Genomic DNA, 24,757 nt, shown 5'->3' on the forward strand with positions numbered 1-24,757 from the left:
CCGTGTGGCTTTGTACCGATTCTACGGCTTCTGCAAACGGAGCCAATGCGACTTCAGTGCTTTTAATGGGCGCGCCAAAATGATCGTAAGCCATTGATTTAAAAACCTCCCTGATCAATGCCTGCCAGCGCTACCGGTTTGCGGGGAGGCAAACCGGCACTTTAGTCTTAGGAGCGGCGCCGCACGCATGGAATCCATGCCGGCGTGCGGGAGACTATTTCCATCAAAGTACGCCTAGAATGTGATGACAGCACCCAACGCCAGCGTGTCGAACTCCGCTGCATCAGCACCGGTCGACTTTGTGGTCTGCTCGAACATATTGTATTCGCCCACCAGCTTGAAGTTGCTATTCACGTCATGAAATAGCGCAAAGGAAGTGTTCTCGGTCTCGAAATCGCCCTGATCCGAATCCGTTTCGCCATAGGACACCACGAAACGGTTGGCACCCAGAGTGTATGACCCCTGTACCAGGTAGCCATCGGCATCCTCTTCCGACGCAAGGGCCGCATCTGTGATCAACACCGGAACATCCCCCTCGGAGGTAAAGCCGGAGGCCGTCAAGGAGAAGCCCGCCACCGATGCTTTGAGTCCGTAGCCAAGGCCCTGGCTGTCCACTTCCGTGGTCGCATTTTCGGAACTCTGATGACGACCGTTGACCCAACCGGTCAACGCCAGGCCGTTGAGATCGACGGCGTAGGTCAGCTCCGCTTCAAACCGGGGTGCTGACTGCTCGGACTGGGCACCCGGAGTGGTATTGGCAGGTTCAAAAATACCCGCAGCCACCTTCAGGCCGCCCATATCAGGCGTACGATAGGTAATCTGGGCCGATGGGTTCGGATAAGGGTAGCCAGTGCGGATATTGCCGAAAGAAACGCCGGTTGCCGCACCCGGAGAGCCAAAGCCCATGAGAATCTCGTCGAGGAAGATGTTGGAACGGGCGTACAGACCAAAGTCCTTACCAATCAGAACCTGGCCAAAAGAGCCATCAACGGTGGCATAAAGCTGGCGCACATCAATGGCGGTATCCGTCGGTGACTGCAGGCTGTCGTTGATCGTGGACCAGAAGGAAGACCGGCCACCCAGGGTCAGGTCGCCCATCTCTTTGCTGAAGTTAAAACCAATCGTGTTGGGTAGGAAACCCATCTTGACGTCCGAATTGCGAATATCGTTCAGCTTGTCGTCACGGTTAACGTAGAACGCGTTGAAATAGCCATCCACAGAAAAGCTGGTACCGTCTTCGTTGTACACTTCAATCGCTGCATTGGCGCCAGCACTTGCTCCCATGGCAGCTGCCATGGCAAGGGCCAACCCTGACTTTCTGAAATTGTTGTTGTTCATAACTCCCCCGGTTTTTGTTGAATCTGGGTATTGAGCAACGGGTGATAACCCGTGTCTCAGGCGCATTCTCTCGCCTGAATTCAATGGTCGGCGAAGCAGCGGGGGTGGGAAATGCGCCAAGGGGGCAGGTTTTCTGATCTTTTAGGAGGCTGTGAAAACAGAACTTTGGGATTACTACTCGTCAGTAAGGGAAAAGATCGAGCTCTTGCAGGCAGTCGTCAAGGAAGGGTTCAGGGTCTGCCATGACGGCTTCGTCAGCGACAACACCGAACTGGATCTGGCCGGCATAACTGACGATGCTGACTCCCAGCCCGATGTCTCCGGCCTGGGGTACCCAGAACATCTGCTCCAGGATACGACAACCGGCCAGATAGCGTTCATCCCGGGTGCCGGGGACGTTCGACACCACGGTACTTGCCTTGCGGTAGAACAGATCCGCTACCGGCTGGCGCCAGGCTTCGGGGATAACAGAGGCACTGCCGGCAAGCGCCCAGGCCAGCCCCGGCTGCCAGCTTTTCTTGAGCTTGCGGGTTTCATGCTTGATGCGGAATAGCCGCTCCAGCGAACTTTCACCGTCCACCGGCAACGGCACGAAAACAGTCCCGAAGTAATTACCCAGGGTGCCGGGTTCCGGCTTTATGTCCGCTGGCAGGCGGCTGCGAATATCCACCGGCACTGCGGCATGGAGCACCGCCTCATCCATATCGGTATTGTCAGCAACAAGCCGCTTTCGGACGGCCGAGGCCACGCAACTGAGCAACACATCGTTGATGGTGACACCAGTGGCCGTGGCAATATGGCGAAAGCGCTCCAGCGCCACCGGCTGCGACCAGCGGCACTGGCGACGGCCCAGCAGTGCCCGATTCAGGGATGAGTCGGTATCTTCCGGTTCCACCAGGAACTGGCTGAGTTCATTCACCAGTTTCAGACTTCTCCAGGTTGCCCGCTCCAGGGCATTGCGACCGGCTGTACCGCCGTTGCCGGGAATATCCCCTCCCCGTGCCGCATCAGCCTGCGGTGACTCACTGGCGGTCAGTTCACGTAACCAGGCGTTGGCAGCCCGGCTCCAACGGCCCATATCTGCCTGCTCCGGCGCACCGTAGAGCACAGGTGCCTGTTGTGGCGAAGGCGGGCACAGGCGCTCGAAGATGCCCAGCAGGGAGAGTCCGTCGGCATAACAGTGATGCATGCGCAGCAGCAGGGCAGCGCCGCCCTCGGCATCCGGGAGCAGCCAGAATTTCCACAGTGGACGGTAATCCGGCAAAGGCTGGTTCAGCCGGGCAGATACCCAGTCCTGTAATGCCTGATGGCCAAATTCGCCAGGGACCACTTCAAGGTGGTGATGAAGCGAGAACACCGGGTCCTCTTCCCACCACCAGCCCGGTGCACGGCGCACGGGCATGAAGCTGAAACGCTCCCAGGCCATCCAGTAGATGCGCAAAAATTCCCGGAACCGTGCTTCTGTCAGGCCTTCCACCCGCAGCATGACCGTTATGGTCATCGGATTTTCCGGGCGCTCCAGGGCCAGCCATGCTGAATCCACAGGCAACAACAGATGCGATTCCTTTTGACTCAAACCTGTCTGTCCCCGGGTAATTGCAGCAAGAAATGGATAGATGAGCCCGCATTGTGCCAGACAAGCCCTGATGGCTCCATATAAGGTCCCGCAGCACACACTCACAAAAAATTACACTCAAGTAACCTTTCCCCTCTATACTGGGAATAAGGATTAATGAAATGGTTATGAGGTAGCCGACGCGCCTCTTCGCCCCTTGCGCCAAAAGTCTATTGGCCGCAACTAGGCGTAAAAAGAGTAACCAGTGCCAATATATGTAGCAGCGGAAGGCGGTACAACTGAATCACCTGCACCGACAACGATGAATAAAAGGCAAATACCGGGTGCTGGAGGAGAGTAGTTATGAAAGCGAGCCATGTACGCAAACTGATAAAACCGATTGAAAGCGCCTACTCCGAAATGTTCTCGGGGCGCGTCTACCGGGTTGGTACTGGCGCAGTTTCCGTACGCAACCACAGCGGCAAGGCGGAACAGACCGTTATTGGCGTACACGGCTTTCTGGAAAACCACTGCTACTTTACCCAAGCCTACGAAGCACCCACTACCGAGCTGATACTGCTCACCTGCAGCAATTACCACATTCCGGTCAATGGCGTAACACCCGAGTCACCGGACTGGGAAGTACCCATCAAGTACCTGGATGGCACCATTGAGTACGATGCCTGTATTCTCAACCAGGCGCTGGCAAACCTGCCAGGTACGGATAACATCCGTGTACACGGCCATTCCCGCGGTGGAGCCGTCATTCTTGAGGCTATCCAACAGTGGCCGGAACTGTTTGAAAATGTAGAAGTCGTACTGGAAGCACCGGTCCTCCCCGATGGTCGGCTTTCCGCCCTGGTCACAGCGGTTCTGGAACCGGTAAGCCACGGCATGTGGCCCTGGCTGATCCGCCTGATTAACAGTGCCCCATCGTCTGCCTATGGCCAGACGTTCTTCGGCAAGATGAACCCGCGCAAGAAGCAGCTACTGGCCAAGCTGTTCTCCGCCACCAAGGATCACCTGACCATCGTCCGCAACATTGAGGACCTGATGGCCTGGATGGAGCGGACAGATGCCAGTGTCTACGACAAGGTACGCTACGGCACATTCCTGATCCCGGCAGTTGATCGTATCCTTGATCGCCAGGCCATGCTGGCCAGTGCGCGCCAAAGCCCGACCACCATGCGCATCGTTGAAACCGAGGCCCCCAGCCACTTTATTACCCTCGACAGCAAGGAATGGGTACCCGGGTTCGAGACCCTGCCTGCCGCCGCCCAGGGCTGAGATTGCTGCACAAAGACTTCAGCTCCGCTAAACTGGCCCGCTTCTATCGCAGGTTTAGTGGAGCTACATCCCCATGTACCGTGAGCGCCTTGTCGCCACCAGCGTCCATTCCGGCAGTGCCCGCCGCTTGCAGCAACTGTTGCTGGACTACCATGATTTCCGCCAGCACAAAGCCGCCCACCCGTTGCTGGAACACACCTTCCTGATCGCAGACTGGCAGGCGCAGCGGCTGAAAGCCACCCATGAGGACCTCTACCGACACCCCGGGTATCACACCGGCCTGGAATTCCTGCTGACAGACCTGTACGCACCTGCAGGCATGACCCGCCGCGACGACAATATCGACCGGGTTTTCCCAAAGATGGTGAAGTGGTTGCCGGACAACCTGCTGGATACCTTTGCCGGGCTGGTGGAACTGAACCTGATCACCCAGCAACTGGACCTGGAACTGGCCGAACTCTGCCAGCACCAGGGACTCACCCCCGCCTCCCTCACCAGCAGCGACTATTGTCAGGTTTTTCGCAGCAGCCAGCGCATGGAACAGCGAGAGCGGCAGATAACCCTGGTCGCAGAGGTGGGGCAGCAACTGGATCGCTACGTGCGCAACCGCACCCTCGGCTGGTTGCTGAGCATGAGCCGGGCACCGGCCGAAATGGCAGACCTGAGTGACCTGCACAGCTTCCTGCACCGGGGCTATTCCGCTTTCCGCAAAATGGATGATGTGGAATTACTGATCGACCGCCTGGTGACACGGGAGAGAAAGGTGATGGACAACATCCTCAAAGGCCAACCGGAACCGTTTGACCTGCCGGGAGACCTTTAAGCACGATCAACCGGCTCAGGCTTTCAGAATCTGGTCCAGTTGGGAATGAATTTCCTGCTCGATCCGGGATTTGAACGGTCGCAGCATCAGCCCCAGCTCCAGGTGGATGTGGAGATCGCTGTCGGTAATCTCCAGCTGTCCCTTAACCCCACTGCGCTTGAACCTCAAATGATCCCCTTCCCACTGGTAATTCACATCAAACTGCTTCGACAGATCCTCGGCCAGGGTTTCCGCTGCCTGGCGAGCATGGTTTTTATCGAGGGAATGGGCGCGATGAACATCAATAACGGACATGGATCAGCTTTCTCCGGGAATTAAGGGACGTTTTACAGTGTAAGACGGCATTAAACTTGTAGCCACCCCCGCAGGCGTTAGAATACGGGGTTCAGATTCTGACAGGACCCAGCCATGAGCGAGCAACAACCATCTGCCAACGAGCCGAAGCCGGAGGCCCCGAAAGACGACGTTACCCATTTTGGCTTCCGCAATGTGCCAAAAAGCCAGAAGGCGGGCCAGGTAGCGGAAGTGTTCCACTCGGTGGCCGGCAAGTACGACCTGATGAACGACCTCATGTCCATGGGAATCCACCGCCTCTGGAAGCGCTTCACCATAGAGCTCTCCGGCGTGCGCAAAGGCCATCAGGTGCTGGACATTGCCGGTGGCACCGGCGACCTGACGATGAAATTTTCCGATCTGGTGGGCCCGACCGGCAAGGTCGTACTCGCCGATATCAACGCCTCCATGCTGCAGGTTGGCCGTGGCCGGCTGATGGATCGCGGCTACGCCGGCAACATTGAATACGTCCAGGCGGATGCCGAACACCTGCCGTTCCCGGACAACAGCTTCAACGCCGTGAGCATTGCCTTTGGCCTGCGCAACGTCACCGACAAGGACCAGGCCCTGCGGGACATGACCCGCGTGCTCAAACCCGGCGGCAAGGTGATGGTGCTGGAGTTTTCCAAACCCACTAACCCGTTGCTCAGCAAAGCCTATGACGCCTACTCGTTCAACGCCCTTCCGCTCATGGGCCAGTTGATTGCCGGCGACTCCAGCAGCTATCAATACCTGGCCGAGTCCATCCGCATGCACCCGGACCAGGACACCCTGAAAGCCATGATGGAAGAAGCCGGACTGGTAAATTGCAAGTACTACAACATGACCGGCGGTGTGGTTGCCCTGCACGTGGGGATCAAGCCCTGATGTTTCCCGGCCCTACCCTGCTGTCCGCCATTACCGCCATCGTCGAGAGCGCCCTCAATCGCGCCCTGGAGCTGGACCCGGCCGGAAAGCAGGCACTGATGGCCTCGTTAACAGGGCCCGTACAGTTTTCGCTGCAGTCAGTGAACCTCACGCTGGTGCTGCAGCAGGCGGGAGGCCGGGTCCAGGTCGCCAGCCAGCCGGCGGAGTCGCCGGCTCTGGTGCTGTCTGGCCGGCCCATAGCCTTTGTCGCCCTCGCTACCGGCGACGACCGGGTATTCACTGAAGGGCGAATTCAGGTGAATGGCGACACCGCCCTGGCACATCAGTTCCAGCGCGCTATCGATCAGCTCAATCCGGACTGGGAAGCGGCCATGGCTGCGCATGTTGGCGATGTGCCGGCGCATTTCATCGGCCAGCGCATTCGCGGCGCCGCAAGCTGGAGCCGGCAGGCGTTCAGGTCCCTGAATGCCAATATCGAGGAATACATCCACGAGGAAAGCCGCAGCTTGCCCGGGCGCCGTGAACTGGAAGCCACCTTCACGGATATCGACCGTCTGAACCTGCAGACCGAACGCCTGGAAGCCAGGGTCGAGCGGCTGGAACAATCCAATCAAAAAGACCAACCGGAGACGCCGTGACGCGCCTGCAACGCCTGTTCCGCATTGCCTGGGTATTCTGCCGTTACCGGCTGGATATTTTTTTGCCACTGGCGGAACTGCCGCTCCCGCTCAAGCTGTTCTTCCTGCTGGCCCCCTGGCACCTGTTCCCGCAACCAAAGCTCGACAGGGGCGACCGCCTGCGCCTGGCCTTTGAGGAACTGGGGCCGGTGTTCGTCAAGTTCGGCCAGATTCTCTCAACCCGCCGGGACCTGCTGCCGGACGACATGGCGCTGTCCCTCAAGAACCTGCAGGACCGGGTACCGCCTTTCCCCGGTGAGGTGGCCCAGGCTATTATCGAGAAATCCCTTGGTGCTCCGGTGGCGGAGCTGTTTGCACAGTTTTCCAAAGAGCCGATGGCCTCCGCCTCGGTGGCTCAGGTTCATGCCGCCACCCTGCGGGATGGGCGGGAAGTTGTGGTCAAGGTCATCCGCCCGGGCATCGAACGGGTCATTCGCCAGGACCTTGCTCTGCTGTATATGATGGCTGGCCTGCTTGAGCGCTACTGGTCCGAAGGCCGGCGGCTGCATCCGGTGGAAGTGGTGGCGGATTACGACTCCACCATCCACGACGAACTCGACCAGCAGCGGGAAGCCGCCAATGCCAGTCAGTTGCGCCGCAATTTCGAGAATTCGTCGCTGATTTACATTCCCTCCATCGACTGGGACTACACCCGCAAGTCGGTGCTGGTTATGGAGCGCATCCACGGCATCCCCATCGCGGATATTCCGGCCCTCAAGGAAGCCGGCGTGGACCTGAAAGTGCTGGCGGAAAAAGGCGTCGAAATTTTCTTCACCCAAGTCTTCCGTGACAGTTTCTTCCACGCCGACATGCACCCCGGCAATATTTTCGTGGATGTAAGCAACCCGGCGGACCCGAAATACATTGCCATTGATTTCGGTATCGTCGGCACCCTCGCCCCGGACGACCAGAGTTACCTGGCCCGCAACCTGCTGGCATTCTTCCGCCGTGACTACCGCCAGGTGGCGGAGCTGCACATCCAATCCGGCTGGGTACCGCCTGATACCCGGGTCAACGAATTCGAGGCTGCCATACGTACCGTCTGCGAGCCCATTTTTGAAAAGCCGCTGAAGGATATTTCGTTTGGCCATTTCCTGTTACGGCTGTTCCAGACCGCCCGACGCTTCAACATGGAAGTGCAGCCACAACTGGTGCTGTTGCAGAAAACCCTGCTGAATGTGGAAGGCCTGGGGCGTCAGCTCTATCCGGACCTGGACCTGTGGAGCACGGCACAACCTTTCCTGGAAACCTGGATGCGCAAGCGAATTGGCCCTTCCGGACTGATCAAGTCCCTGCAGTCCCACCTGCCGGCCTGGCTGGAGCAGTCGCCCGAGATGCCGCAACTGGTCCACGATGCCCTGGTACAACTGCGTAATTCGGGCTCCAACGACCAGTCCAGCCGCGCTACACTGGAACTCATTCGTGAAAACCGTGCCCGTGCGGACCGGCGCTGGCGCAGAGGGCTGGGGGCAGCGGCTCTGGCTGGCGTGGCCTGGCTGAGTGTCGACCATGACCTTGCCACCATCGCCCAGACCATGCCGGCCCACGGCTGGGCACTGCTGGCCGGCGCTACCTGGCTTATTGTTGGCGGCAGACGAAAAAACTGATGGAAGTCATATAAATGCAAGATTCAAAAGCTACAGTCGAGACACCTGACTGGTTAGACGAAATCCGCTGGAACGCGGATGGACTGGTGCCCGCCATCGCCCAGGATGCCACGACTGGCGATATTCTGATGATGGCTTGGATGAACGCCGAGTCTCTCAGGCTGACGGCTGAGGAAGGCCAGGCGGTGTACTGGTCCAGGTCACGGGGGAAATTGTGGCGCAAGGGGGAAACCTCAGGCCACCAACAGGTGATTGAAGAAATCCGCCTGGACTGCGATGAAGACGTGATTCTTCTCAAAGTCGAGCAGAAGGGTGGGATCGCCTGCCATACCGGTCGTCGCAGCTGCTTCTATCGCAGACTGGAAAACGGCAAATGGGCAGGCGTAGACCCGGTGGTCCGTGACCCGGACGCAATATACGGCAACAAGCAGGGAGACAGCAGCAATGAGTGACGTTCTGGAACAACTGGCCCAGGTGTTGGAGGCGCGCAAGGAAGCCGACCCCGAAACCTCCTACGTTGCCAGCCTGCACCACAAGGGACTCAACAAAATCCTGGAGAAGGTCGGGGAAGAATGCACCGAGACGCTGCTCGCTGCCAAGGATGCGGAACAGTCCGGTGATACCCGGGACGTGGTCTACGAGACCGCCGACCTCTGGTTCCACAGCATGGTGATGCTGTCGCGGCTCGGGCTGAGCCCAAAGGATGTCCTTGACGAACTTGCCAGCCGCTTTGACCTGTCAGGCCTGGAAGAGAAAGCCTCCCGGAGCCAATAACCGGGCCACTACCCGGGACAGTACTGGTAATACCTCTGAAGAGGATTTCCGGATGCCCCCCGATGTGGCGTACAATCATCTGTAACAGAAACATTGAAACGAGGGTCCCGGCATGGGCATCAGTATCTGGCAACTCCTAATCGTACTCGGCATTGTTATTCTTTTGTTCGGAACCAAAAAGCTCCGCAACATCGGTAGCGATCTGGGCGGCGCCATTCGTGGTTTCAAGAAATCCATGAGCGATGAAGACAAAAAGGACGCAGACCCGGACGCCATCGAAGGCGAGAATGCCGACGCCAAGCCCTATGAGGCCAGCGCCGAAGAAAAGCCACGGGACAAGTCCCACAGCTGAGACGGCTGAATGTTTGATATTGGCTTTGTCGAGCTGCTGATCTGCGGCATCATCGCGTTACTGGTTCTCGGCCCCGAGCGGTTGCCCACGGCAGCCCGGGCGGCCGGGCGCTGGATTGGCGGTGCCCGGCGCATGGTCAGTCAGTTTTCCTCGGAGCTTGACCGCCAGCTCAAGGCGGAGGAGTTGCGGGAAGAGCTGCGCAAGGCCGGCGACATCGGCCTGGACGATGTCCAGAAGTCCGTTCGCGGCGCCCTGGATGAAGCCAAGAAGTACGAACACATGGTCCTTTCGGACGACGAGAAACCCGCGCACCGGCCCGCCCCCGCCACCCGGCGGGTTGCCGACCCCGCAGAACCAGAAATCCAGCAGAGCGAAGAAATCCCGAAACAGGAAGACACCCCGAAACAACAGGACAGCACGCCGGAAAACCGTTCATGACCACCCAGCCTGACGGCAAAAACACCCAAGGTTCCGACGACGCACAACCGGAAATGCCGCTGATCGAGCATTTACTGGAGCTGCGCAATCGCCTGCTGAAAATGGTGCTGGCGGTGATCATCTGTTTCGCCGCTATCTATCCGTTCGCCAATGAACTCTACCTGCTGATATCCCAGCCGTTACGGGACCTGCTTCCGGTCGGTCAGACCATGATCGCAACGGATATCACATCGCCTTTCTTCGCACCGCTGAAGCTCGCCCTGGTACTGGCGGTTTTCGTGGCCATACCGGTGATTCTCTATCAGCTCTGGAGTTTTATCGCACCGGGACTTTATGCCCATGAAAAGAAACTGGCGTTTCCACTGCTATTCACCTCGGTGATCCTGTTTTACCTGGGCGCGGCGTTTGCCTACTTTGTCGTGTTTCCCCTGGTGTTCGGCTTCTTCACCGCCATTGGTCCAGAAGGCATTGTTGAATTGCCGGATATCACCAGTTACCTGAATTTCGTGCTGAAAATGTTCTTTGCCTTCGGCATTGCCTTCGAGATACCCATTGCCACCATCCTGCTGATTCTTACCGGCGCCACCACCCCTGAAGATCTTGCTGAAAAGCGGCCGTACATTGTGGTGGGCTGTTTTGTGATCGGCATGCTGCTGACCCCGCCGGACATCATCTCCCAGACTCTGCTGGCCGTACCCATGTGGCTGCTGTTCGAGCTGGGCATTCTGTTCGGTCGCCTGGCCAGGCGCGAAGTGAAAGACCAGGACGCCACGGAAGTCTCTGGCGAATGAACCTGGCGTTACTGTTCGGGGAAGACTTTGTTTCCGCTGAGCAAGCAGTGCTGACCGGGCGCCGGCTTGCGCATCTGAAGTCGGTACTGAAGGTTGCGGAAGGGTCTGTGGTACCGGTGGGCCTGGTGAATGGCGACATCGGCACCGGCCACGTTCTGCAGCTCACCGACACCCAGGCAACTCTCCAGGTGGAACTGCCTGAACCACCGCCCTCGCCACTGCCCCTTACGATGGTTCTGGCGATGCCACGGCCGAAAATGTTCCGCCGGGTACTGCAGACCTGCGCCACCCTGGGGGTCAAGGACATCTGGCTGATCAACAGTTACAAAGTTGAGAAAAGCTTCTGGCAGACACCCTGGCTGTCAGAGGAAAATCTGCGGGAGAACATGGTGCTTGGCCTGGAGCAGGCGCGGGATACTCTGATGCCCCGGGTTCACATCCGTAAGCTGTTCAAGCCGTTCGTGGAAGATGAGCTGCCGGCGCTGCTGAAAAACACCCACGCGCTGGTTGCCCATCCCGGCACCGGCACGCCCTGCCCGGTTCATATCAATGCGCCGGCTACCCTGTGCATCGGCCCGGAAGGGGGCTTCATTCCCTACGAAGTGGAAAAGCTGGTTGAGGCTGGCTGCGAAGCGGTTCACCTGGGCAGGCGCATTCTGAGAGTGGAAACGGCGGTACCGGTATTGGTCAGCCGCCTGTTCGATGCCTGCAGCTAACTCAGTCCGAACGACCCTTCCAGAACTTCACAACAGGCGTGATCACCGCCACCAGCAAAGCACCCACCACAACACCGAACAGTCCATCAGCAATGACAGGCACTATGGCCTGGGCATACCCACCAAAGCCCTCGGCAAAGCGATGAATGGCATCATACACCGGAGGCAACCCGTGGGTCAGAATGCCACCGCCCACCAGAAACATGGCTATGGTGCCTAATACAGACAGGGTTTTCATCATCCATGGCGCCAGCCAGAGGATACCCTCTCCCACCCGCTGAGCAATCAGGCTTTCTTTTTTGCTCAGGTACAGGCCACCATCATCCAGTTTCACAATGCCCGCCACCAGGCCATAGACGCCGACGGTTACCATTACAGCCACCACCGTCAGCACCAGAAACTGTGTGCCGAAAGCCTGGCTACTGACGGTGCCAAGGGTGATTGCAATAATTTCAGCGGAAAGAATAAAGTCGGTACGAATCGCGCCTTTGATCTTGTCTTTTTCAACAGACCTCAGGTCCGCATCAGGATCTTTCAGGGCTTCATGCAGTTCGGCCTGGTGTTTTTCAACCTCCTGCTTGTGCAGGAATCGGTGGGCAAGTTTCTCAAAGCCCTCAAAGCAGAGGAAGGCCCCGCCCAACATCAACAGAGGGATCACCAGCCAGGGCACAAAGAAACTGATGGCCAGCGCCCCGGGGACCAGGATGGCTTTGTTGATCATGGAACCCTTGGCCACTGCCCAGACCACGGGCAGTTCCCGGGCAGGCTTCACACCGGTGACCTGCTGGGCATTGAGGGCAAGGTCATCGCCCAGTACGCCGGCGGTTTTCTTGGTGGCGGCCTTGGTCATCAACGCAACGTCATCCAGAACCGTCGCGATGTCATCAATCAGTACGAGAAGACTGCTGCCAGCCATAGTTCATTCCTTTGTGGTTCAACTGCTCCGGCGATCACCGTGCAATCCTGTATCAGGCGTCCAATCCCATGGCCTCGGCCGCAATGCGGTTCTTGATGGGGCCAAGCTGGTTCAGCCAGCGCATTCCGGTATTGCGTAGCCAACGCACAGAGAGCTCATCACGGCCAAACAGCTGCTTGAAACCCTCCATGGCCGCCATCATCGTGAGGTTTTCACCTTTGCGGCGACGCTGGTAACGAGCCAGCACCAGATCATTGTCAGGGTCGATGCCCGCTTTTCTTGCCCGCAGCAGCTCATCCAGCAAGGCCCGGACATCGCCATAGCCCAGGTTCGCGCCCTGCCCCGCAAGGGGGTGTATGGTATGGGCCGCGTCACCCATAAGCGCGAACCCGGTGGCGATGTAATCCTTGGCGTGGCGCTGGCGCAGCGGGAATGCGTAACGGCGCGAAACCACCTCAACCGATCCCAGTTCGCGCTCAATAGCGTTTTCAAGCTCCGCCCTGAAGGCATCGTCATCCAGTGCCATCAGCCGTCGCGCTTCTTCGGTATCCTGGGACCACACAATCGAGCAGAAATGCTCGTCACCGGACTCGGTCAGCAACGGCAGGAACGCCAGCGGTCCGGTGGGAGAAAACCGTTGCCAGGCGGTAAACCGGTGGCTTTGCGCGGTTCGTACCGTGCACACAATCGCCTGCTGGTCATAGTCCCATTCCCGGGTTGGCAACCCGACCCACTGGCGCAGGCGGGAATGGGCACCATCGGCCGCCACCACCAGTTGCGCGGCCAGAATGCGGTCATCTTCAAGACGAATGCCGCGTGTGTTCCTGTCCTGCCACCAGCCGGTCACCTTGACGCCATCGATCAGCTCCACATTGCTGTCAGCCAGGGCCGTAAACAGCGCCCGCACAATGCGGCGATTCTCGATGATGGTGCCCAACGCCGGAGCCCGGAGCTCTGCGGCCTCAAACTGAATACGCCCGGTGCCGTCTCCGTCCCATACGGTCATGGTCTGGTAAGGGCAATGGCGACCGGCGGTGATATTCGACCACACGTCCAGCTGTTGGAGCAGGTGCTGACTGGCGACTGAAATGGCGCTGACACGGGGGTCAAAACCGTCCACATCCGAGGCTGGCGCTGGTTCCTGTAGCAACGTCTTGCGGTCGCTCCCTTCCACCAGCCCGACTTTCCAGCCCTGCCGTGACAGCCCCAGCGCAAGGGCGGACCCCACCATGCCACCACCGACCACCAGGATATCGAAATGCGTTTGCTCACTCATGATTGCTGCGTTCCGTTGATTCGGTTCCGGGCGCGCGGATCTGGGCACGGCGACCGCCCAGTCCCATGGCCTGACGGGCAAACCAGCGTTTGGCGCCGGGCAAAAGATCCAGTCCCATCAGGCCGGCATCACGGGCGGTGGTTACCAGCGGCAGATCGGTGCCGAAGAGTTGAATCAGGGAATCGGAAAACCGCACCGTTTGCTGCCAGTCCTGGCGATGGCGGTTCTGATAGCTTTTCAGTACCGCCAGGCTACCCAGGGCTTGCTGCCTCTCCGCCGCCATCCGGAACTGCTCTACCAGGGCCATCAGCCCGCGCAGGGCCAGGTTAAAGCCCTGCCCGGCCACCGGATGCAGGGTGTGGGCCGCATTGCCCACCAATACAATGCCAGGGCGAACCGACTCGTCCACGGTTTTCAGGGTCAGCGGGTAATGGCTGCATTCGCCAATGCGGGTGAAGCGCCCCAGGCGCCAGCCAAACCGTTGCTGCAGGCGATGGCACTTGTCCTCATCGCTGAGGGATAAAAGCTCCTCGAGCGCATCGCTGTTCAGTGTCCATACCAGAGCCGCGGTGTTTCCCGCCCGGGTTGGTGAGCCATGGGGCAACAACGCCATCGGGCCGGCATCGGTAAAGCGTTCGTAGGCGGTGTAGTGATGACAGTTGGCAGTAGAGACATTGGCGATCAGCGCGTACTGGTCGTACGCCTGCTCATCGACCCGGAACCCCAGCTTTTCGCGCAGCCCGGAGCGACCACCATCCGCCACCACCAGGCATTGCGCGGTCAGTTCCTGTTCGCCATTTTTGGTGCCAAGGGTCACGCAGACACCGTCCGGCAAAGGCTGCATGCCCGTCACTTCGGCGGGGGCCTCCCACACCACGCCGGTCTGAAGCAACTCCCGCATCAAACACAAACCCATCCAGCGGTTGTCTGCCACATACCCCAGGGCTTCCTGCCGATGGTCCGCTGCATTCAGCCGTGTAGCACCAAAGTGGCCACGGTCCGAGACATGGATATGGCGAATGGGAGTGGCGTGCTCCGAAAGCCGCCGCCAGAGGCCCAGTTCCTCGAAAATCAGCCGCGAGCCCCAGGCCAGCGCTGTGGATCGGGCGTCATAGCTGGGCTGATAGCTTTCTGGCAACGCCTCAGGAGACAGTGGAAACGCCTCCACCACGGTCACCCGCAGTTGCGGCAGGGTTCTCGCCAGCGCCAGTGCCAGCGTGGCTCCCGCCAGCCCTCCGCCGGCGATGATGATATCGGTATCATGCTGTTTCACGGTCAGTCGGCCATCAGCGCTTCGATCTCGGGGATGGTTTTGGGAACAGTATCGGTCAGTACCCGGCAGCCTTCTTTCGTAACCACCACATCATCTTCGATACGGATGCCGATGCCACGCCATTTTTCGTCCACGTCGGTGTTGTCCGGTGCAACGTAAAGCCCCGGCTCAACCGTCAGCGCCATGCCCGGTTCCAGCTGACGCCAGGCATCGCCTACCTTGTAATCCCCTACGTCGTGCACGTCCATCCCCAGCCAGTGGCCGGTGCGGTGCATGAAGAAGGGCTTGAACGCCTGCTCCTCGATGGCCTGCTCCACGGTGGTGTTTTTAAGCAGGCCGAGATCAATCAGCCCCTGGGTGAGCACCTTCAGTGCGGCCTGGTGAGGATGGTCCCAGTGATTACCCGGATGCACCTGTTCAATGGCCGCGTACTGCGCCGCCAGCACCACCTCGTAAAGGGCGCGCTGCTCGTCACTGAACTTGCCGCTGACCGGGAAGGTACGGGTAATATCAGAGGCGTAACAGTCCAGCTCGCAGCCGGCATCGATCAGCACCAGATCGCCTTCCTTCAAAGGGGCGCTGTTCTCGATGTAGTGCAGTATGCAGGCGTTATGTCCGCCGCCGACAATGGACGGGTAAGCCGTGGAGCGGGCCCCGTTTTCCATGAAGGTGTGGATCAGTTCGGCCTCGAGGTTGTATTCAAAACCGCCCTTGCGGGCACGTTTCATGGCCCGCTTGTGGGCCTCGCAACTGATTTCACCGGCCCTGGCCATCACCTTTATTTCCGCTGCACTTTTGTACAGACGCAGGTCGTGCAGAAGGTGTTCCAGTGCCACGAACTCCCCGGGAGGGTGGGCGCCGGAGCGAACCTTGCTGCGGATAACCTTGACCCAGTCCATGACTTTTGCATCAAAGTTGTGATCCTTGCCCAGCGGGTAATAAACACGACTGCGGCCTTCAATCATGCCCGGCAGGATGTCATCGATATCGGAGATCGGGAAGGCATCGTCCAGGCCGAATGTCTCAATGGCGCCTTCGGGGCCGGCCAGGAAACCGTCCCACAGTTCTTTCTCGGGGTTCCGCTCCTTGCAGAACAGCACCGACTCGCCATGCTCCCGGCCAGGAATCAGCACCAGAACGGCATCCGGCTCACCAAACCCGGTCAGGTAGTGAAAATCGCTGTCCTGCCGAAATGGATGCAGTACATCCCGGTTACGTACCCGCTCCGGGGCAGCAGGCAGAATGGCAATGCTGTCCGGCGCCATCCGTTCCATCAGCCGGCGACGACGATCATTGAATTCTTTGACGGGTATCAGTGAGGCCATGATTTCTCCCACAATTCTGTAGCCTGGATCAGTGCAGCGTCGGTGTTTTCGGGGACGGCTTTTCCGGCGGATTGAATTCGGTAAACACCGCAAGCGCACCCAGCCGCACGTATTCGACGATTTCCATCAGCTGCTGTTCGCTCTCTTCATCCGGTTCGTCATCGTCGGCGACCTGGCTGATGGCGACCATGTCTTCAATCAGCTCGCGAATTTCGTCCGGCGCTTCCCCCAGGGATTCGCCCGCCGACAGCGCCATACCCTCGAGGAAGCCACGGACCCATGAGGTCAGTGCTTCCAGGCGTTGCTCAATGGCATAGTCATCATCCGGCAACAGTGGCTGAAAGCTCATATCGGTGGCTTTCATAAGTTCCAGGGTCTGGTCGTAGGCAGACCCCATGAACTCCCGGAGCTCATCTGACTCTTCCGTTGCAGTGGGCGGCAGACCCATGTGTTCGCAGACCATTGCCAGCCAGTCTCCTTGGTCTATACGCGAGCCGGCGGCCAGTCGGCCACAAAGAGCACCGTGGAGTTCCGAGGGGTGGCTGAAGGCCTTGTGGGCGCTGAACACATTTGCCCAGCGCTCGAAAGCAACGGCGCGGGCGTTGGAGGTGTCGGTTTCGGACATGAAACGGGACGATCCTGTATCAATGAGTGAAGGCTCTATCCTAGCATTCAGGCAATATTAAGGCACTTGCCCTCTTGATTCCCGGCGCGGATTGAGTAAATTATGTTATAACATATCAATATTCAAACGGAGTACCTGTCCATGCCGATTCAGACATCCACCGTGCTGAAATCAAGGGCAAGTCGAACGCAACCGTTCCTGGCCCTGGGCTGCCTGCTTGCCGCCTGCACCCTGCCGGCCGCCACTTTTGCCGCCGACAACCCCGGTGCCCACGAGCATGGCCACGCCCGGCTTCAGCTAGCGATAGAAAAGAACAGCATTGACCTGATGCTCACCTCGCCCGCCTACAATCTGGCGGGATTTGAACACGAAGCCCGCACAAACGAGGAAAGAAACCGGCTTGCGGAGATCAAACAGTGGCTGAATACCACGCCACTGGTGAATGTGGATGATGCCAGCTGTCGAATAACGGCTGCCGCTGTCGAACTCGGGGGCGAAGATACCGACGATACTCATGGCCATGACCACCACGGCGACGATGAGAAAGCGAGTCATCGGGAATACGACGTTTCCCAACAACTGCAGTGCCAGGGCATGGGCGCAAACCGGGAATTTAGGTCGGCTTTGATGGAGAAATTCGAGAACCTGGAGGAACTCACTGTCGAATGGGTGAGTCAGTCAGGTCAGGGCAGCGCCCGGCTCACGCCATCCAACCGGGCATTCACAGTCAGCCACTGATCAGTAGACGTCCTCTTCCTCGTAGGGCGTCACGTTTTCGGCAACGATGGAATACGAGGACGAGGCCACATCGTTCTCGGTTCTCTCGATTTGCAGGGTGCCCTCAATCCATACCGGATCATACAGGGCCTCCAGCTTGAAGCCTTTTTTGTACTTCACATGGATAATCTGGTTCGGGGGCGGGGGCGGCACATGGATACAGGCGCCATAATACGGCACCAGGAAGAACTCGAGAATCCGCATATCCTGGGTTGTTTTCAACGGCACCACAAAGCCTGGAATCCGGCCGGATTTGCCTTCCATCTCCGGAACGACACGGCCGGTCATGATTTCGTCCGGCAAGGCAGCAGGGCCGTCACCGTCGTGGCTCACCTCTGGCATATTCTCCAGCAGATTGAGATCCTCTGCCGGCATCAGTTCAAGCCAGTCGATCTCAGCGGCGGCTTCCTTTGCGCCGGCTGTCGTGACCATACTCAGCGCAGTGGTGAATACCAGGGCGGCAAATACAGACAGCGGAACCGCAAGTCGCTTACGCTGTCCAGTAGCCTTCAGATTGTGAACCATAAGACCAGTTACTCCCGAGATAATGCAGGAATCATACACCGGATGACCAATGCCTGACACGACCAGCAAGACAGACTTGTCAGCGGATAGTTCCGCAATCCCCCGGCAAGCACTCAGCATCAGCAACCTGGCCTTTTGCTGGGACAAGACCCAGCCGCCATTACGCTACCCGGATATCACACTGCACGCTGGTGAACACCTTTTCCTTCGTGGCCCCAGTGGCAGCGGAAAGAGCACACTCCTGAGCCTGCTTGGTGGCCTGATTCTCCCCGACACCGGCAAACTGAGCCTGCTCGGAACCGACCTGGCCCGCCTGAGCGGCGGCCAGCGGGACCGGTTCAGGGCCGACCACATGGGCGTGATCTTCCAGCAGTTCAATCTTGTGCCCTACCTCACCACCCTCGACAACGTCATGCTGCCATGCCGGCTTTCCCCCAAACGCCGCGCCCGTGCCTTGCCTACTCCGGAGAACGAAGCAGAGTCCCTGCTGACCGCCCTGGACATCCCCCAGAGCCATTGGCATCGCCGGGTGACGGGGCTGAGCGTTGGCCAGCAGCAACGGGTGGCCGCAGCGCGGGCACTGACCGGTGGCCCGGAACTGATCCTGGCGGACGAGCCCACCTCCGCCCTGGACAGCGACAACCGCGATCGCTTTATCGAACTGTTACTAGGGCTGGCAGAGAAAAAGCAGTCATCCGTTATTTTTGTCAGCCACGATCAGAGCCTGGCCGAGCGATTCAACCACCAGATCGCGCTGACTGCGCTGGATACGCTGGAGAGGGCCCAATGACTGTGCGGTTGGCGTTTTCACTGGCGATGGCGAGTCTATGGTACCGGCGTAAGGTGCTGGCACTGGTCACCCTGACCCTGACACTCAGCATCACCCTCCTACTGGGGGTTCAGTACCTCCGTACCGAGGTCAAACAGACCTTCACCAATACCATATCCGGCACTGACCTGATTGTGGGCGCTCGCAGTGGCCAGCTGAACCTTCTGATGTACACCATTTTTCATATAGGCGACGCCACCAATAACATTCGCTGGAACACCTACCAGAAACTGCAGGAAGACCAGCGCATAGACTGGCTGGTACCCCTATCACTCGGTGACAGTTATCGCGGCCATCGGGTGGTAGGAACCAGTGAGCAGTTTCCGGAGTACTTCCGTTACGGCCGCGACCAGAAACCCGAACTGGTCGAGGGCAAGTGGTTCAGCGAAGTGTTCGAAGTGGTGCTGGGTGCCCGGGTGGCCCGCAGGCATGGTCATCAGTTGGGCGACGACATCATTCTCTCCCATGGGGGCGGCAGGACCAGCTTCTCGAACCATAAGGACACCCCATTCACAGTAGCTGGAGTGCTCGCTCCCACCGGAACGCCGGTAGACCAGGCGGTTTACGTCAGCCTGGAGGGCCTGGAAGCCATTCACATCGGCTGGGAGTCCGGTGTCGCCATTCCCGGGCGCACCGTGACCCCGGAACAGGCTCTGGAGCGCGACCTGGCGCCCGACAACATCACCGCCGCACTGGTCGGGATCGAACGCAAGGTACTGACCTTCCAGGTGCAGAGAGAAATCAATGAGTTCCGTGAGGAACCCCTGTCCGCGATTCTTCCGGGAGTCGCCCTCAGCGAGCTATGGCGCATCATGGGGCAATTCGAAAACGCCCTGCTGGGCATCACCGGCTTTGTCGTGGTCACCAGCCTGATCGGACTGATTGCGGTATTGCTGACGCTACAGGTGCAGCGCCGGCAGGAAGTCGCCATACTCCGGGCCACCGGAGCCTCGCCCCTGCTGATTGCAGCACTCCACGTGATCGAATGCGTGGCTCTGGCGATAGCGGCCTGCATACTAGCGGTGATAGCGGGCGCGGCCGGCATTGCCGGGCTCAGCCCCTGGCTGCTGGAAACCTGGGGCATTCAGATCGGCCTGCGGCCGTTGAACGGGATGGAATGGCTGATCATTGCCAGCGTACCCTGCGCTGCGTTTGTTGTAGGACTGATTCCGGCCCTTCAGGCCTGGCGTGGCAGCCGCAAACAGGGGCTGGGGCACGTGGCGCCGGAGTGACGGACGTCACGCATCGCGGGCCATGACATCCCTGTAAATTGACCAGCTTGCAGTCCACACTTATAGTTAGTTCACTTCTTTGATACAGGCGCTGGACGACTCATGGAACAGTCCGAACTACAGGCATTGGCGGACAAACTCGACAGGCTGATCGAACACTGTCGCAAACTTGAACGTGACAACGCGATGCTGCGTGAGCTGCAGGACGACTGGAACCGCGAGCGAGCGCAGCTTATGCACAAAAATGATCTTGCCAAAAACAAGATCGAAGCCATGATAGGCCGCCTCCGGGCACTGGAGCACCACTGATGCCAAAGCAGCCGACAACCGTCGAAGTCAAGATTCTCGACAAGGAATACCTGGTCGCCTGCCCTGAAGAAGAGCAGAACGCCCTCTTTCAGGCCGCCAGGCACCTCGATATCAAAATGCGGGAGATCCGTGCCAGTGGCAAGGTCTTCGGCACCGAGCGCATTGCAGTGATGGCCGCCCTGAATATCACCCACGACCTGCTGGAGCGGGACACCATGTCCAGCGCTGCCAGCTCGATTCTCAGCGCCATGGACGAGAAGCTGGATACAGCCCTGGGCGAAACCTCCGGTAACTAAGCATTACACACAGATCCGATTCAGGTGTTGCAATCAGCCCCGGCAATGCCCGTATAATGAAGATAACTTCCTGGGCTGTTCGCTGGTCGGATTCGTCCTCGAGCCGATGCGCACTACCCAGGTGGCTACTCTAGGGCATTGTGAGCACGTCCCCTCACGGGGAAAGCCTAATATGTCACAGCGGCCACCGACCTTGAACTTTGGGTTCAAGGGCCACATCCGATAACGGCAGCCCGGGAAGCTTATTTTGACCAACGTTATCTCCCCCCACTCTTTCGAAGACCACCCCGATTCACCATCACGCAGCAAACTCCGCAAGACACTCAGGCAAAAACGCCGGACTCTTTCTGTGGAAGAACAGCAGATAGCGGCCGACCAGCTTGCCCTGAACCTGCTGCGACATCCCGACCTCTACCGAGCACGCCACGTGGCCATTTACCTGCCCAACGACGGTGAAATCGACCCCCAGGTCTACGCCCACATCGCCCGCCGGAGGGGTATCCGGTTCTATCTGCCGGTTTTGCACCCGGTTCATCATGGCAGACTGGTATTCAGCCGCTACACCGACGACACAGTGCTCACAGCCAACCGATTCGGCATTCCCGAGCCTCCTTTCCACCGGGGATTAAGGCGGCCGCCATGGGCACTGGATGCGGTACTGTTTCCATTGGTAGGTTTTGACGAATTCGGTGGCAGGCTTGGAATGGGCGGGGGATTCTATGACCGCACCTTTGCGTTTACGCGCATCCGGCCACGACTGGCGCCCAAGCTGATAGGGCTGGCCCATGAGTGTCAGAAGGTATCGGAATTACCGCTGGAGCCCTGGGATATCCCCCTGCACAGTGTGGTAACGGACAGGGGATATTATCGGGTAAAAGCCGGGAAACGGGGGTGAGGCAGCTCAGTCCCGGACAGCAGGAACCATAACGATTTCGCTGCCATCTGCACTGTAAGTGGCCCTGGGCTCATCTTCGGAAGCCTGAAGCGACGTAAAGCCGGTAATCACGAGACCAACTGCAAAAATCAGCACAATCGACCGAATGATATCGGGCTTACGGTCCATGGTGAGGGTCTCCGGAATCCGAAAAGTAAAATCTATCTAAATCAGCGGACTATTCTTGTTTTCAAGAATTAGACGAAAGACTAACACCTATCCTGAGTTTTACAATTTTTCACAGGTTAAATTTCTGTAAGCTTGCCCGCAGTTTACTGAACCGGTCAGGGAGGCCCCTCCCGAAACTGTGCGGAGCCATGGATGGCGGAGCTCAAGCGCCACAGGGATGTGCTTGAGCGTGTTTCGGGAGGGGCCTCCCTGATCGGTTCCCGCACCAAACTATGAGGTTTTATTGTTACCCGCACCCAAAAACAGCTGATAAGCCTCGTTATCAGTCATGTTTTCGTAGCGGAAACCGACCTTGTCGAGCATTTTTTCGAAGTCTTTTACCTCGTCATCTTCCACCTGAGCTCCAAGCAGCACACGGCTGTAGGCCGCACCGTGGTTGCGGTAGTGGAACATGGAGATATTCCAGCGGGTGCCCAGTGACATCAGGAATTTCAGCAAGGCGCCCGGGCGTTCCGGGAATTCGAACTGGAACACCTTTTCATTGGTGATGCTCGGCGCGTGTCCGCCCACCATATGGCGGATGTGCTGCTTGGCCAGGTCGCTGTCGGTCAGGTCGATCACAGAGTAGCCGGTTTCACGAAGATCCTGGATCAGGTCCTCACGGCCGTGGCCACCGGCCTGGATCTGGATGCCGACGAAAATAGTGGCATTGGTGGCATCCGCGTAGCGGTAATTGAACTCGGTAATGCTGCGTTTGTGCAGGGCATTGATGAAGGTCTTGAACGCACCCGGCTTCTCCGGGATTGTCACCGCCAGGATGGCTTCGCGCTTTTCACCCACTTCCGTGCGCTCTGAGATGTACCTCAGGCGGTCAAAGTTCATGTTGGCGCCGCTCAGGGTGGCGATCAGGTTTTCATTCTCGATCTGCTCCCGCTCGATGTACTTCTTGATACCCGCCACGCCCAGCGCGCCGGCCGGTTCGGCAATGGAACGGGTGTCCTCGAAGACGTCCTTGATGGCTGCGCAGATTTCGTCGGTGGAGACGGTGATTACCTCGTCCACGTGATCCTTGCAGATCTCCCACGGGTATTTGCCGATCTGCTTGACCGCCACACCGTCGGCGAAGATGCCCACCTCATCCAGAACCACACGCTCGCCGGCCTTCAGAGCCGCCTGCAGGCAGTTGGAATCTTCCGGCTCAACGCCGATGACTTTGATTTCGGGGCGCAGGTACTTGATGTAAGCAGCCATGCCGGCAATCAGCCCGCCACCGCCAACGCAGATAAAGATGGCGTGGATGGGCTTACCGAACTGCCACATGATTTCCATGGCCACTGTGCCCTGCCCGGCGATCACGTCCGGGTCATCGTAGGGCGGGATGTAGGTGTAGCCGTGTTTCTCGATCAGTTCCTGGGCGTGAGTGGCGGCTTCATCAAAGGCATCGCCCTTGAGAACCACCCTGGCGCCATGGTCACGCACGGAACGTACCTTGATTTCCGGGGTGGTCTGGGGCATCACGATCACCGCTTTGATACCCAACTTCTTCGCGGCCAGGGCCACGCCCTGGGCATGGTTGCCGGCAGAGGCGCAAATCACGCCCTTTGCTTTCTGCTCCTCCGAAAGCTGCGCAATCCGGTTGTAGGCGCCACGAATCTTGAAAGAAAACACCGGCTGAAGATCTTCGCGCTTGAGCAGAATGTTGTTGCCAAAGCGCTTTGAGAGGCTGCGTGCCTCGGTCAGCGGGGTCTCGATGGCCACGTCGTAGACACGGGCATCAAGGATTTTCTTTATGTAGCGTTGCGGCATGGTTCCGTCCGGAGGTTGATGTTTTGTTGGAAAAACGGACAGTGTAGAAACTTTGGCGGGGTTCCGTCTATAAGCGGGTCGCCCGGAAGCGCTATAATGGCGGACACTGTGACCATTTCCCGCAAAAACGGAGTTCCACGATGAATCAGGACGAACTGAAGAAAGCGGTCGCCCAGGCCGCACTGGACTATATCAGGCCCCATCTGGACCAGGACAGCATTATTGGCGTGGGTACCGGCAGCACTGCCAACTGTTTTATCGACCTGTTAGCCAACATACGCAATGACTTCGACGGTGCTGTTGCCAGTTCCGATGCCACGGCGGAGCGGCTGAAGAGTCACGGTATTCCGGTGTACGACCTTAACAGTGCCGCGCCGCTCGAGTTTTATGTAGATGGCGCCGATGAGACCAATGAACACCTGGAACTCATCAAGGGAGGCGGTGGCGCCCTCACCCGCGAGAAGATCGTCGCGGCGGTATCCAAGACGTTTATCTGCATTGCCGACGAGTCCAAGAAGGTGGGTATCCTGGGTGAGTTTCCGCTTCCGGTGGAGGTGGTGCCCATGGCTCGCAGCTATGTTGGTCGCGAAATAGTGAAGCTGGGCGGTGACCCGGTTTACCGCGAGGGTTTTACGACGGATAACGGCAATATCATTATCGATATCCATAACCTGGACATTTCCCGTCCGATTCAGGTTGAGGAGAAGCTGAACAACATTGTGGGCATTGTTACCAACGGCCTGTTTGCTCGTCGGCCTGCGGATTTGTTGTTGCTTGGTACCAAAGATGGCGTCAAGAGTATTTCCCGTGAGGACGGCTAACTCCGGGAAGCCATGAAGAGGCAGGGATGTCAGGGGCACGCTGTGAATACGTCCATGTACGCTCGACAAAAACATCCATGTTTTTGACGTCCCCTGACATCCCTGCCTCTTCACGGCCCCAACTCT

Annotated in this window: 29 protein-coding genes and 1 other RNA gene; 19 read left to right on the forward strand and 11 right to left on the reverse strand. The window is 58.5% G+C overall.

Going from position 1 to position 24,757, the window contains the following annotated elements:
* Positions 1 to 234: 234 nt before the first annotated feature.
* Positions 235 to 1,338, reverse strand: coding sequence for a porin (locus FDP08_RS09990; RefSeq protein ID WP_137435951.1), 1,104 nt, complete (start codon positions 1,336 to 1,338; stop codon positions 235 to 237).
* Between the two features lie 181 nt (positions 1,339 to 1,519).
* The gene (locus tag FDP08_RS09995; protein ID WP_137435953.1) at positions 1,520 to 2,914 is read right to left on the reverse strand and encodes a WS/DGAT domain-containing protein; all 1,395 of its coding nucleotides are present in this window, start codon (positions 2,912 to 2,914) and stop codon (positions 1,520 to 1,522) included.
* Between the two features lie 342 nt (positions 2,915 to 3,256).
* Here FDP08_RS09995 and FDP08_RS10000 point away from each other — a divergent pair, with 342 nt between their 5' ends.
* Both FDP08_RS10000 and FDP08_RS10005 read left to right on the forward strand, forming a co-directional pair.
* Positions 3,257 to 4,180 carry an alpha/beta hydrolase gene (locus FDP08_RS10000; protein WP_137435955.1) on the forward strand — a complete coding sequence of 308 codons (924 nt, stop codon included), beginning with the start codon at positions 3,257 to 3,259 and terminating at the stop codon, positions 4,178 to 4,180.
* Positions 4,181 to 4,253: 73 nt separating this feature from the next.
* The gene (locus tag FDP08_RS10005) at positions 4,254 to 5,003 is read left to right on the forward strand and encodes a DUF8198 family protein (protein ID WP_137435957.1); all 750 of its coding nucleotides are present in this window, start codon (positions 4,254 to 4,256) and stop codon (positions 5,001 to 5,003) included.
* 15 nt (positions 5,004 to 5,018) lie between these two features.
* Here the strand turns inward: FDP08_RS10005 and FDP08_RS10010 are convergent, their stop codons facing one another.
* A complete protein-coding gene (locus tag FDP08_RS10010; RefSeq protein WP_137435959.1) occupies positions 5,019 to 5,297 on the reverse strand; it encodes a polyhydroxyalkanoic acid system family protein in 279 nt (92 codons plus the stop codon).
* Between the two features lie 114 nt (positions 5,298 to 5,411).
* On the opposite strand from FDP08_RS10010, the gene ubiE reads away from it, so the two are divergent.
* From ubiE to FDP08_RS10055, 9 genes are all read left to right on the forward strand, one after another.
* Entirely contained in the window at positions 5,412 to 6,203 is a 792-nt protein-coding gene (ubiE, locus tag FDP08_RS10015; RefSeq protein ID WP_137435960.1) for a bifunctional demethylmenaquinone methyltransferase/2-methoxy-6-polyprenyl-1,4-benzoquinol methylase UbiE, read from the forward strand.
* Positions 6,203 to 6,841, forward strand: coding sequence for a ubiquinone biosynthesis accessory factor UbiJ (locus FDP08_RS10020; RefSeq protein ID WP_137435962.1), 639 nt, complete (start codon positions 6,203 to 6,205; stop codon positions 6,839 to 6,841). The genes ubiE and FDP08_RS10020 overlap by 1 nt, the downstream gene beginning before the upstream one ends.
* Positions 6,838 to 8,487: a ubiquinone biosynthesis regulatory protein kinase UbiB gene (gene ubiB / locus FDP08_RS10025; RefSeq protein ID WP_137435964.1), complete on the forward strand. Its 1,650-nt coding sequence runs from the start codon at positions 6,838 to 6,840 to the stop codon at positions 8,485 to 8,487. The genes FDP08_RS10020 and ubiB overlap by 4 nt, the downstream gene beginning before the upstream one ends.
* A gap of 14 nt (positions 8,488 to 8,501) precedes the next feature.
* A complete protein-coding gene (hisI, locus tag FDP08_RS10030) occupies positions 8,502 to 8,939 on the forward strand; it encodes a phosphoribosyl-AMP cyclohydrolase (RefSeq protein WP_137435966.1) in 438 nt (145 codons plus the stop codon).
* Positions 8,932 to 9,261, forward strand: coding sequence for a phosphoribosyl-ATP diphosphatase (locus FDP08_RS10035; protein WP_137435968.1), 330 nt, complete (start codon positions 8,932 to 8,934; stop codon positions 9,259 to 9,261). Before hisI ends, FDP08_RS10035 begins: the two co-directional genes overlap by 8 nt.
* 112 nt (positions 9,262 to 9,373) lie before the next feature.
* Complete coding sequence (gene tatA, locus FDP08_RS10040; RefSeq protein ID WP_137435970.1) at positions 9,374 to 9,613, forward strand: twin-arginine translocase TatA/TatE family subunit; 240 nt, start codon at positions 9,374 to 9,376, stop codon at positions 9,611 to 9,613.
* 9 nt (positions 9,614 to 9,622) lie between these two features.
* The gene (tatB, locus tag FDP08_RS10045) at positions 9,623 to 10,051 is read left to right on the forward strand and encodes a Sec-independent protein translocase protein TatB (protein ID WP_137435972.1); all 429 of its coding nucleotides are present in this window, start codon (positions 9,623 to 9,625) and stop codon (positions 10,049 to 10,051) included.
* Positions 10,048 to 10,842, forward strand: coding sequence for a twin-arginine translocase subunit TatC (gene tatC, locus FDP08_RS10050; protein ID WP_137435974.1), 795 nt, complete (start codon positions 10,048 to 10,050; stop codon positions 10,840 to 10,842). Before tatB ends, tatC begins: the two co-directional genes overlap by 4 nt.
* The gene (locus FDP08_RS10055; protein WP_137435975.1) at positions 10,839 to 11,558 is read left to right on the forward strand and encodes a 16S rRNA (uracil(1498)-N(3))-methyltransferase; all 720 of its coding nucleotides are present in this window, start codon (positions 10,839 to 10,841) and stop codon (positions 11,556 to 11,558) included. The genes tatC and FDP08_RS10055 overlap by 4 nt, the downstream gene beginning before the upstream one ends.
* 1 nt (position 11,559) lies before the next feature.
* On the opposite strand, the gene FDP08_RS10060 is transcribed toward FDP08_RS10055, so the two are convergent.
* The 5 genes from FDP08_RS10060 to FDP08_RS10080 are packed head-to-tail and all read right to left on the reverse strand — an operon-like array spanning position 11,560 to position 16,973.
* Positions 11,560 to 12,474 carry a DUF808 domain-containing protein gene (locus tag FDP08_RS10060; protein WP_137435977.1) on the reverse strand — a complete coding sequence of 305 codons (915 nt, stop codon included), beginning with the start codon at positions 12,472 to 12,474 and terminating at the stop codon, positions 11,560 to 11,562.
* A gap of 52 nt (positions 12,475 to 12,526) precedes the next feature.
* Positions 12,527 to 13,750, reverse strand: a complete 1,224-nt coding sequence (locus tag FDP08_RS10065; RefSeq protein WP_137435979.1) for a UbiH/UbiF/VisC/COQ6 family ubiquinone biosynthesis hydroxylase — start codon at positions 13,748 to 13,750, stop codon at positions 12,527 to 12,529.
* The gene (gene ubiH / locus FDP08_RS10070; RefSeq protein ID WP_137435981.1) at positions 13,743 to 15,023 is read right to left on the reverse strand and encodes a 2-octaprenyl-6-methoxyphenyl hydroxylase; all 1,281 of its coding nucleotides are present in this window, start codon (positions 15,021 to 15,023) and stop codon (positions 13,743 to 13,745) included. The genes FDP08_RS10065 and ubiH overlap by 8 nt, the downstream gene beginning before the upstream one ends.
* Positions 15,024 to 15,025: 2 nt before the next feature.
* A complete protein-coding gene (gene pepP, locus FDP08_RS10075; RefSeq protein WP_137435983.1) occupies positions 15,026 to 16,348 on the reverse strand; it encodes a Xaa-Pro aminopeptidase in 1,323 nt (440 codons plus the stop codon).
* A 28-nt stretch (positions 16,349 to 16,376) separates the two neighbouring features.
* A complete protein-coding gene (locus tag FDP08_RS10080; protein WP_137435985.1) occupies positions 16,377 to 16,973 on the reverse strand; it encodes a UPF0149 family protein in 597 nt (198 codons plus the stop codon).
* Between the two features lie 141 nt (positions 16,974 to 17,114).
* On the opposite strand from FDP08_RS10080, the gene FDP08_RS10085 reads away from it, so the two are divergent.
* Positions 17,115 to 17,711: a ZrgA family zinc uptake protein gene (locus FDP08_RS10085; protein WP_137435987.1), complete on the forward strand. Its 597-nt coding sequence runs from the start codon at positions 17,115 to 17,117 to the stop codon at positions 17,709 to 17,711.
* On the opposite strand, the gene FDP08_RS10090 is transcribed toward FDP08_RS10085, so the two are convergent.
* Positions 17,712 to 18,182 carry a DUF3299 domain-containing protein gene (locus FDP08_RS10090; protein WP_137437291.1) on the reverse strand — a complete coding sequence of 157 codons (471 nt, stop codon included), beginning with the start codon at positions 18,180 to 18,182 and terminating at the stop codon, positions 17,712 to 17,714.
* Between the two features lie 142 nt (positions 18,183 to 18,324).
* Between FDP08_RS10090 and FDP08_RS10095 the strand changes: the two genes are divergently transcribed.
* From FDP08_RS10095 to FDP08_RS10120, 6 genes are all read left to right on the forward strand, one after another.
* Positions 18,325 to 19,065, forward strand: a complete 741-nt coding sequence (locus tag FDP08_RS10095; RefSeq protein ID WP_137435989.1) for an ABC transporter ATP-binding protein — start codon at positions 18,325 to 18,327, stop codon at positions 19,063 to 19,065.
* Complete coding sequence (locus tag FDP08_RS10100) at positions 19,062 to 20,336, forward strand: ABC transporter permease (protein ID WP_137435991.1); 1,275 nt, start codon at positions 19,062 to 19,064, stop codon at positions 20,334 to 20,336. The genes FDP08_RS10095 and FDP08_RS10100 overlap by 4 nt, the downstream gene beginning before the upstream one ends.
* A 102-nt stretch (positions 20,337 to 20,438) precedes the next feature.
* The gene (locus tag FDP08_RS10105) at positions 20,439 to 20,645 is read left to right on the forward strand and encodes a TIGR02449 family protein (protein WP_007153200.1); all 207 of its coding nucleotides are present in this window, start codon (positions 20,439 to 20,441) and stop codon (positions 20,643 to 20,645) included.
* Positions 20,645 to 20,941 carry a cell division protein ZapA gene (locus tag FDP08_RS10110; protein WP_137435993.1) on the forward strand — a complete coding sequence of 99 codons (297 nt, stop codon included), beginning with the start codon at positions 20,645 to 20,647 and terminating at the stop codon, positions 20,939 to 20,941. Before FDP08_RS10105 ends, FDP08_RS10110 begins: the two co-directional genes overlap by 1 nt.
* Positions 20,942 to 21,005: 64 nt before the next feature.
* Positions 21,006 to 21,185: non-coding RNA, 6S RNA (gene ssrS, locus FDP08_RS10115), on the forward strand.
* A 3-nt stretch (positions 21,186 to 21,188) separates the two neighbouring features.
* Positions 21,189 to 21,836 (forward strand): 5-formyltetrahydrofolate cyclo-ligase, encoded by a 648-nt coding sequence (locus FDP08_RS10120; RefSeq protein WP_282562670.1) that lies wholly within the window; start codon positions 21,189 to 21,191, stop codon positions 21,834 to 21,836.
* 6 nt (positions 21,837 to 21,842) lie between these two features.
* On the opposite strand, the gene FDP08_RS20315 is transcribed toward FDP08_RS10120, so the two are convergent.
* The gene (locus FDP08_RS20315) at positions 21,843 to 22,004 is read right to left on the reverse strand and encodes a hypothetical protein (protein WP_170979007.1); all 162 of its coding nucleotides are present in this window, start codon (positions 22,002 to 22,004) and stop codon (positions 21,843 to 21,845) included.
* A 270-nt stretch (positions 22,005 to 22,274) separates the two neighbouring features.
* Positions 22,275 to 23,810 (reverse strand): threonine ammonia-lyase, biosynthetic, encoded by a 1,536-nt coding sequence (gene ilvA, locus FDP08_RS10125; protein WP_137435997.1) that lies wholly within the window; start codon positions 23,808 to 23,810, stop codon positions 22,275 to 22,277.
* A 140-nt stretch (positions 23,811 to 23,950) separates the two neighbouring features.
* On the opposite strand from ilvA, the gene rpiA reads away from it, so the two are divergent.
* Positions 23,951 to 24,631: a ribose-5-phosphate isomerase RpiA gene (rpiA, locus tag FDP08_RS10130; protein WP_137435999.1), complete on the forward strand. Its 681-nt coding sequence runs from the start codon at positions 23,951 to 23,953 to the stop codon at positions 24,629 to 24,631.
* Positions 24,632 to 24,757 lie beyond the last annotated feature (126 nt).

It is taken from the genome of Marinobacter panjinensis, from assembly GCF_005298175.1.
Taxonomy (GTDB): Bacteria; Pseudomonadota; Gammaproteobacteria; order Pseudomonadales; family Oleiphilaceae; genus Marinobacter; species Marinobacter panjinensis.

Excerpts from the sequence above, each read along its gene's own strand:
- FDP08_RS09990 (WP_137435951.1), bottom strand. The coding sequence starts at position 1,338 with ATGAACAACAACAATTTCAGAAAGTCAGGGTTGGCCCTTGCCATGGCA.
- FDP08_RS10000 (WP_137435955.1), top strand. The coding sequence starts at position 3,257 with ATGAAAGCGAGCCATGTACGCAAACTGATAAAACCGATTGAAAGCGCC.
- FDP08_RS10005 (WP_137435957.1), top strand. The coding sequence starts at position 4,254 with ATGTACCGTGAGCGCCTTGTCGCCACCAGCGTCCATTCCGGCAGTGCC.
- FDP08_RS10010 (WP_137435959.1), bottom strand. The coding sequence starts at position 5,297 with ATGTCCGTTATTGATGTTCATCGCGCCCATTCCCTCGATAAAAACCAT.
- ubiE (WP_137435960.1), top strand. The coding sequence starts at position 5,412 with ATGAGCGAGCAACAACCATCTGCCAACGAGCCGAAGCCGGAGGCCCCG.
- FDP08_RS10020 (WP_137435962.1), top strand. The coding sequence starts at position 6,203 with ATGTTTCCCGGCCCTACCCTGCTGTCCGCCATTACCGCCATCGTCGAG.
- hisI (WP_137435966.1), top strand. The coding sequence starts at position 8,502 with ATGCAAGATTCAAAAGCTACAGTCGAGACACCTGACTGGTTAGACGAA.
- FDP08_RS10035 (WP_137435968.1), top strand. The coding sequence starts at position 8,932 with ATGAGTGACGTTCTGGAACAACTGGCCCAGGTGTTGGAGGCGCGCAAG.
- tatA (WP_137435970.1), top strand. The coding sequence starts at position 9,374 with ATGGGCATCAGTATCTGGCAACTCCTAATCGTACTCGGCATTGTTATT.
- tatB (WP_137435972.1), top strand. The coding sequence starts at position 9,623 with ATGTTTGATATTGGCTTTGTCGAGCTGCTGATCTGCGGCATCATCGCG.
- tatC (WP_137435974.1), top strand. The coding sequence starts at position 10,048 with ATGACCACCCAGCCTGACGGCAAAAACACCCAAGGTTCCGACGACGCA.
- FDP08_RS10055 (WP_137435975.1), top strand. The coding sequence starts at position 10,839 with ATGAACCTGGCGTTACTGTTCGGGGAAGACTTTGTTTCCGCTGAGCAA.
- FDP08_RS10060 (WP_137435977.1), bottom strand. The coding sequence starts at position 12,474 with ATGGCTGGCAGCAGTCTTCTCGTACTGATTGATGACATCGCGACGGTT.
- FDP08_RS10065 (WP_137435979.1), bottom strand. The coding sequence starts at position 13,750 with ATGAGTGAGCAAACGCATTTCGATATCCTGGTGGTCGGTGGTGGCATG.
- pepP (WP_137435983.1), bottom strand. The coding sequence starts at position 16,348 with ATGGCCTCACTGATACCCGTCAAAGAATTCAATGATCGTCGTCGCCGG.
- FDP08_RS10080 (WP_137435985.1), bottom strand. The coding sequence starts at position 16,973 with ATGTCCGAAACCGACACCTCCAACGCCCGCGCCGTTGCTTTCGAGCGC.
- FDP08_RS10085 (WP_137435987.1), top strand. The coding sequence starts at position 17,115 with ATGCCGATTCAGACATCCACCGTGCTGAAATCAAGGGCAAGTCGAACG.
- FDP08_RS10090 (WP_137437291.1), bottom strand. The coding sequence starts at position 18,182 with ATGGTCACGACAGCCGGCGCAAAGGAAGCCGCCGCTGAGATCGACTGG.
- FDP08_RS10095 (WP_137435989.1), top strand. The coding sequence starts at position 18,325 with ATGCCTGACACGACCAGCAAGACAGACTTGTCAGCGGATAGTTCCGCA.
- FDP08_RS10100 (WP_137435991.1), top strand. The coding sequence starts at position 19,062 with ATGACTGTGCGGTTGGCGTTTTCACTGGCGATGGCGAGTCTATGGTAC.
- FDP08_RS10105 (WP_007153200.1), top strand. The coding sequence starts at position 20,439 with ATGGAACAGTCCGAACTACAGGCATTGGCGGACAAACTCGACAGGCTG.
- FDP08_RS10110 (WP_137435993.1), top strand. The coding sequence starts at position 20,645 with ATGCCAAAGCAGCCGACAACCGTCGAAGTCAAGATTCTCGACAAGGAA.
- FDP08_RS20315 (WP_170979007.1), bottom strand. The coding sequence starts at position 22,004 with ATGGACCGTAAGCCCGATATCATTCGGTCGATTGTGCTGATTTTTGCA.
- ilvA (WP_137435997.1), bottom strand. The coding sequence starts at position 23,810 with ATGCCGCAACGCTACATAAAGAAAATCCTTGATGCCCGTGTCTACGAC.
- rpiA (WP_137435999.1), top strand. The coding sequence starts at position 23,951 with ATGAATCAGGACGAACTGAAGAAAGCGGTCGCCCAGGCCGCACTGGAC.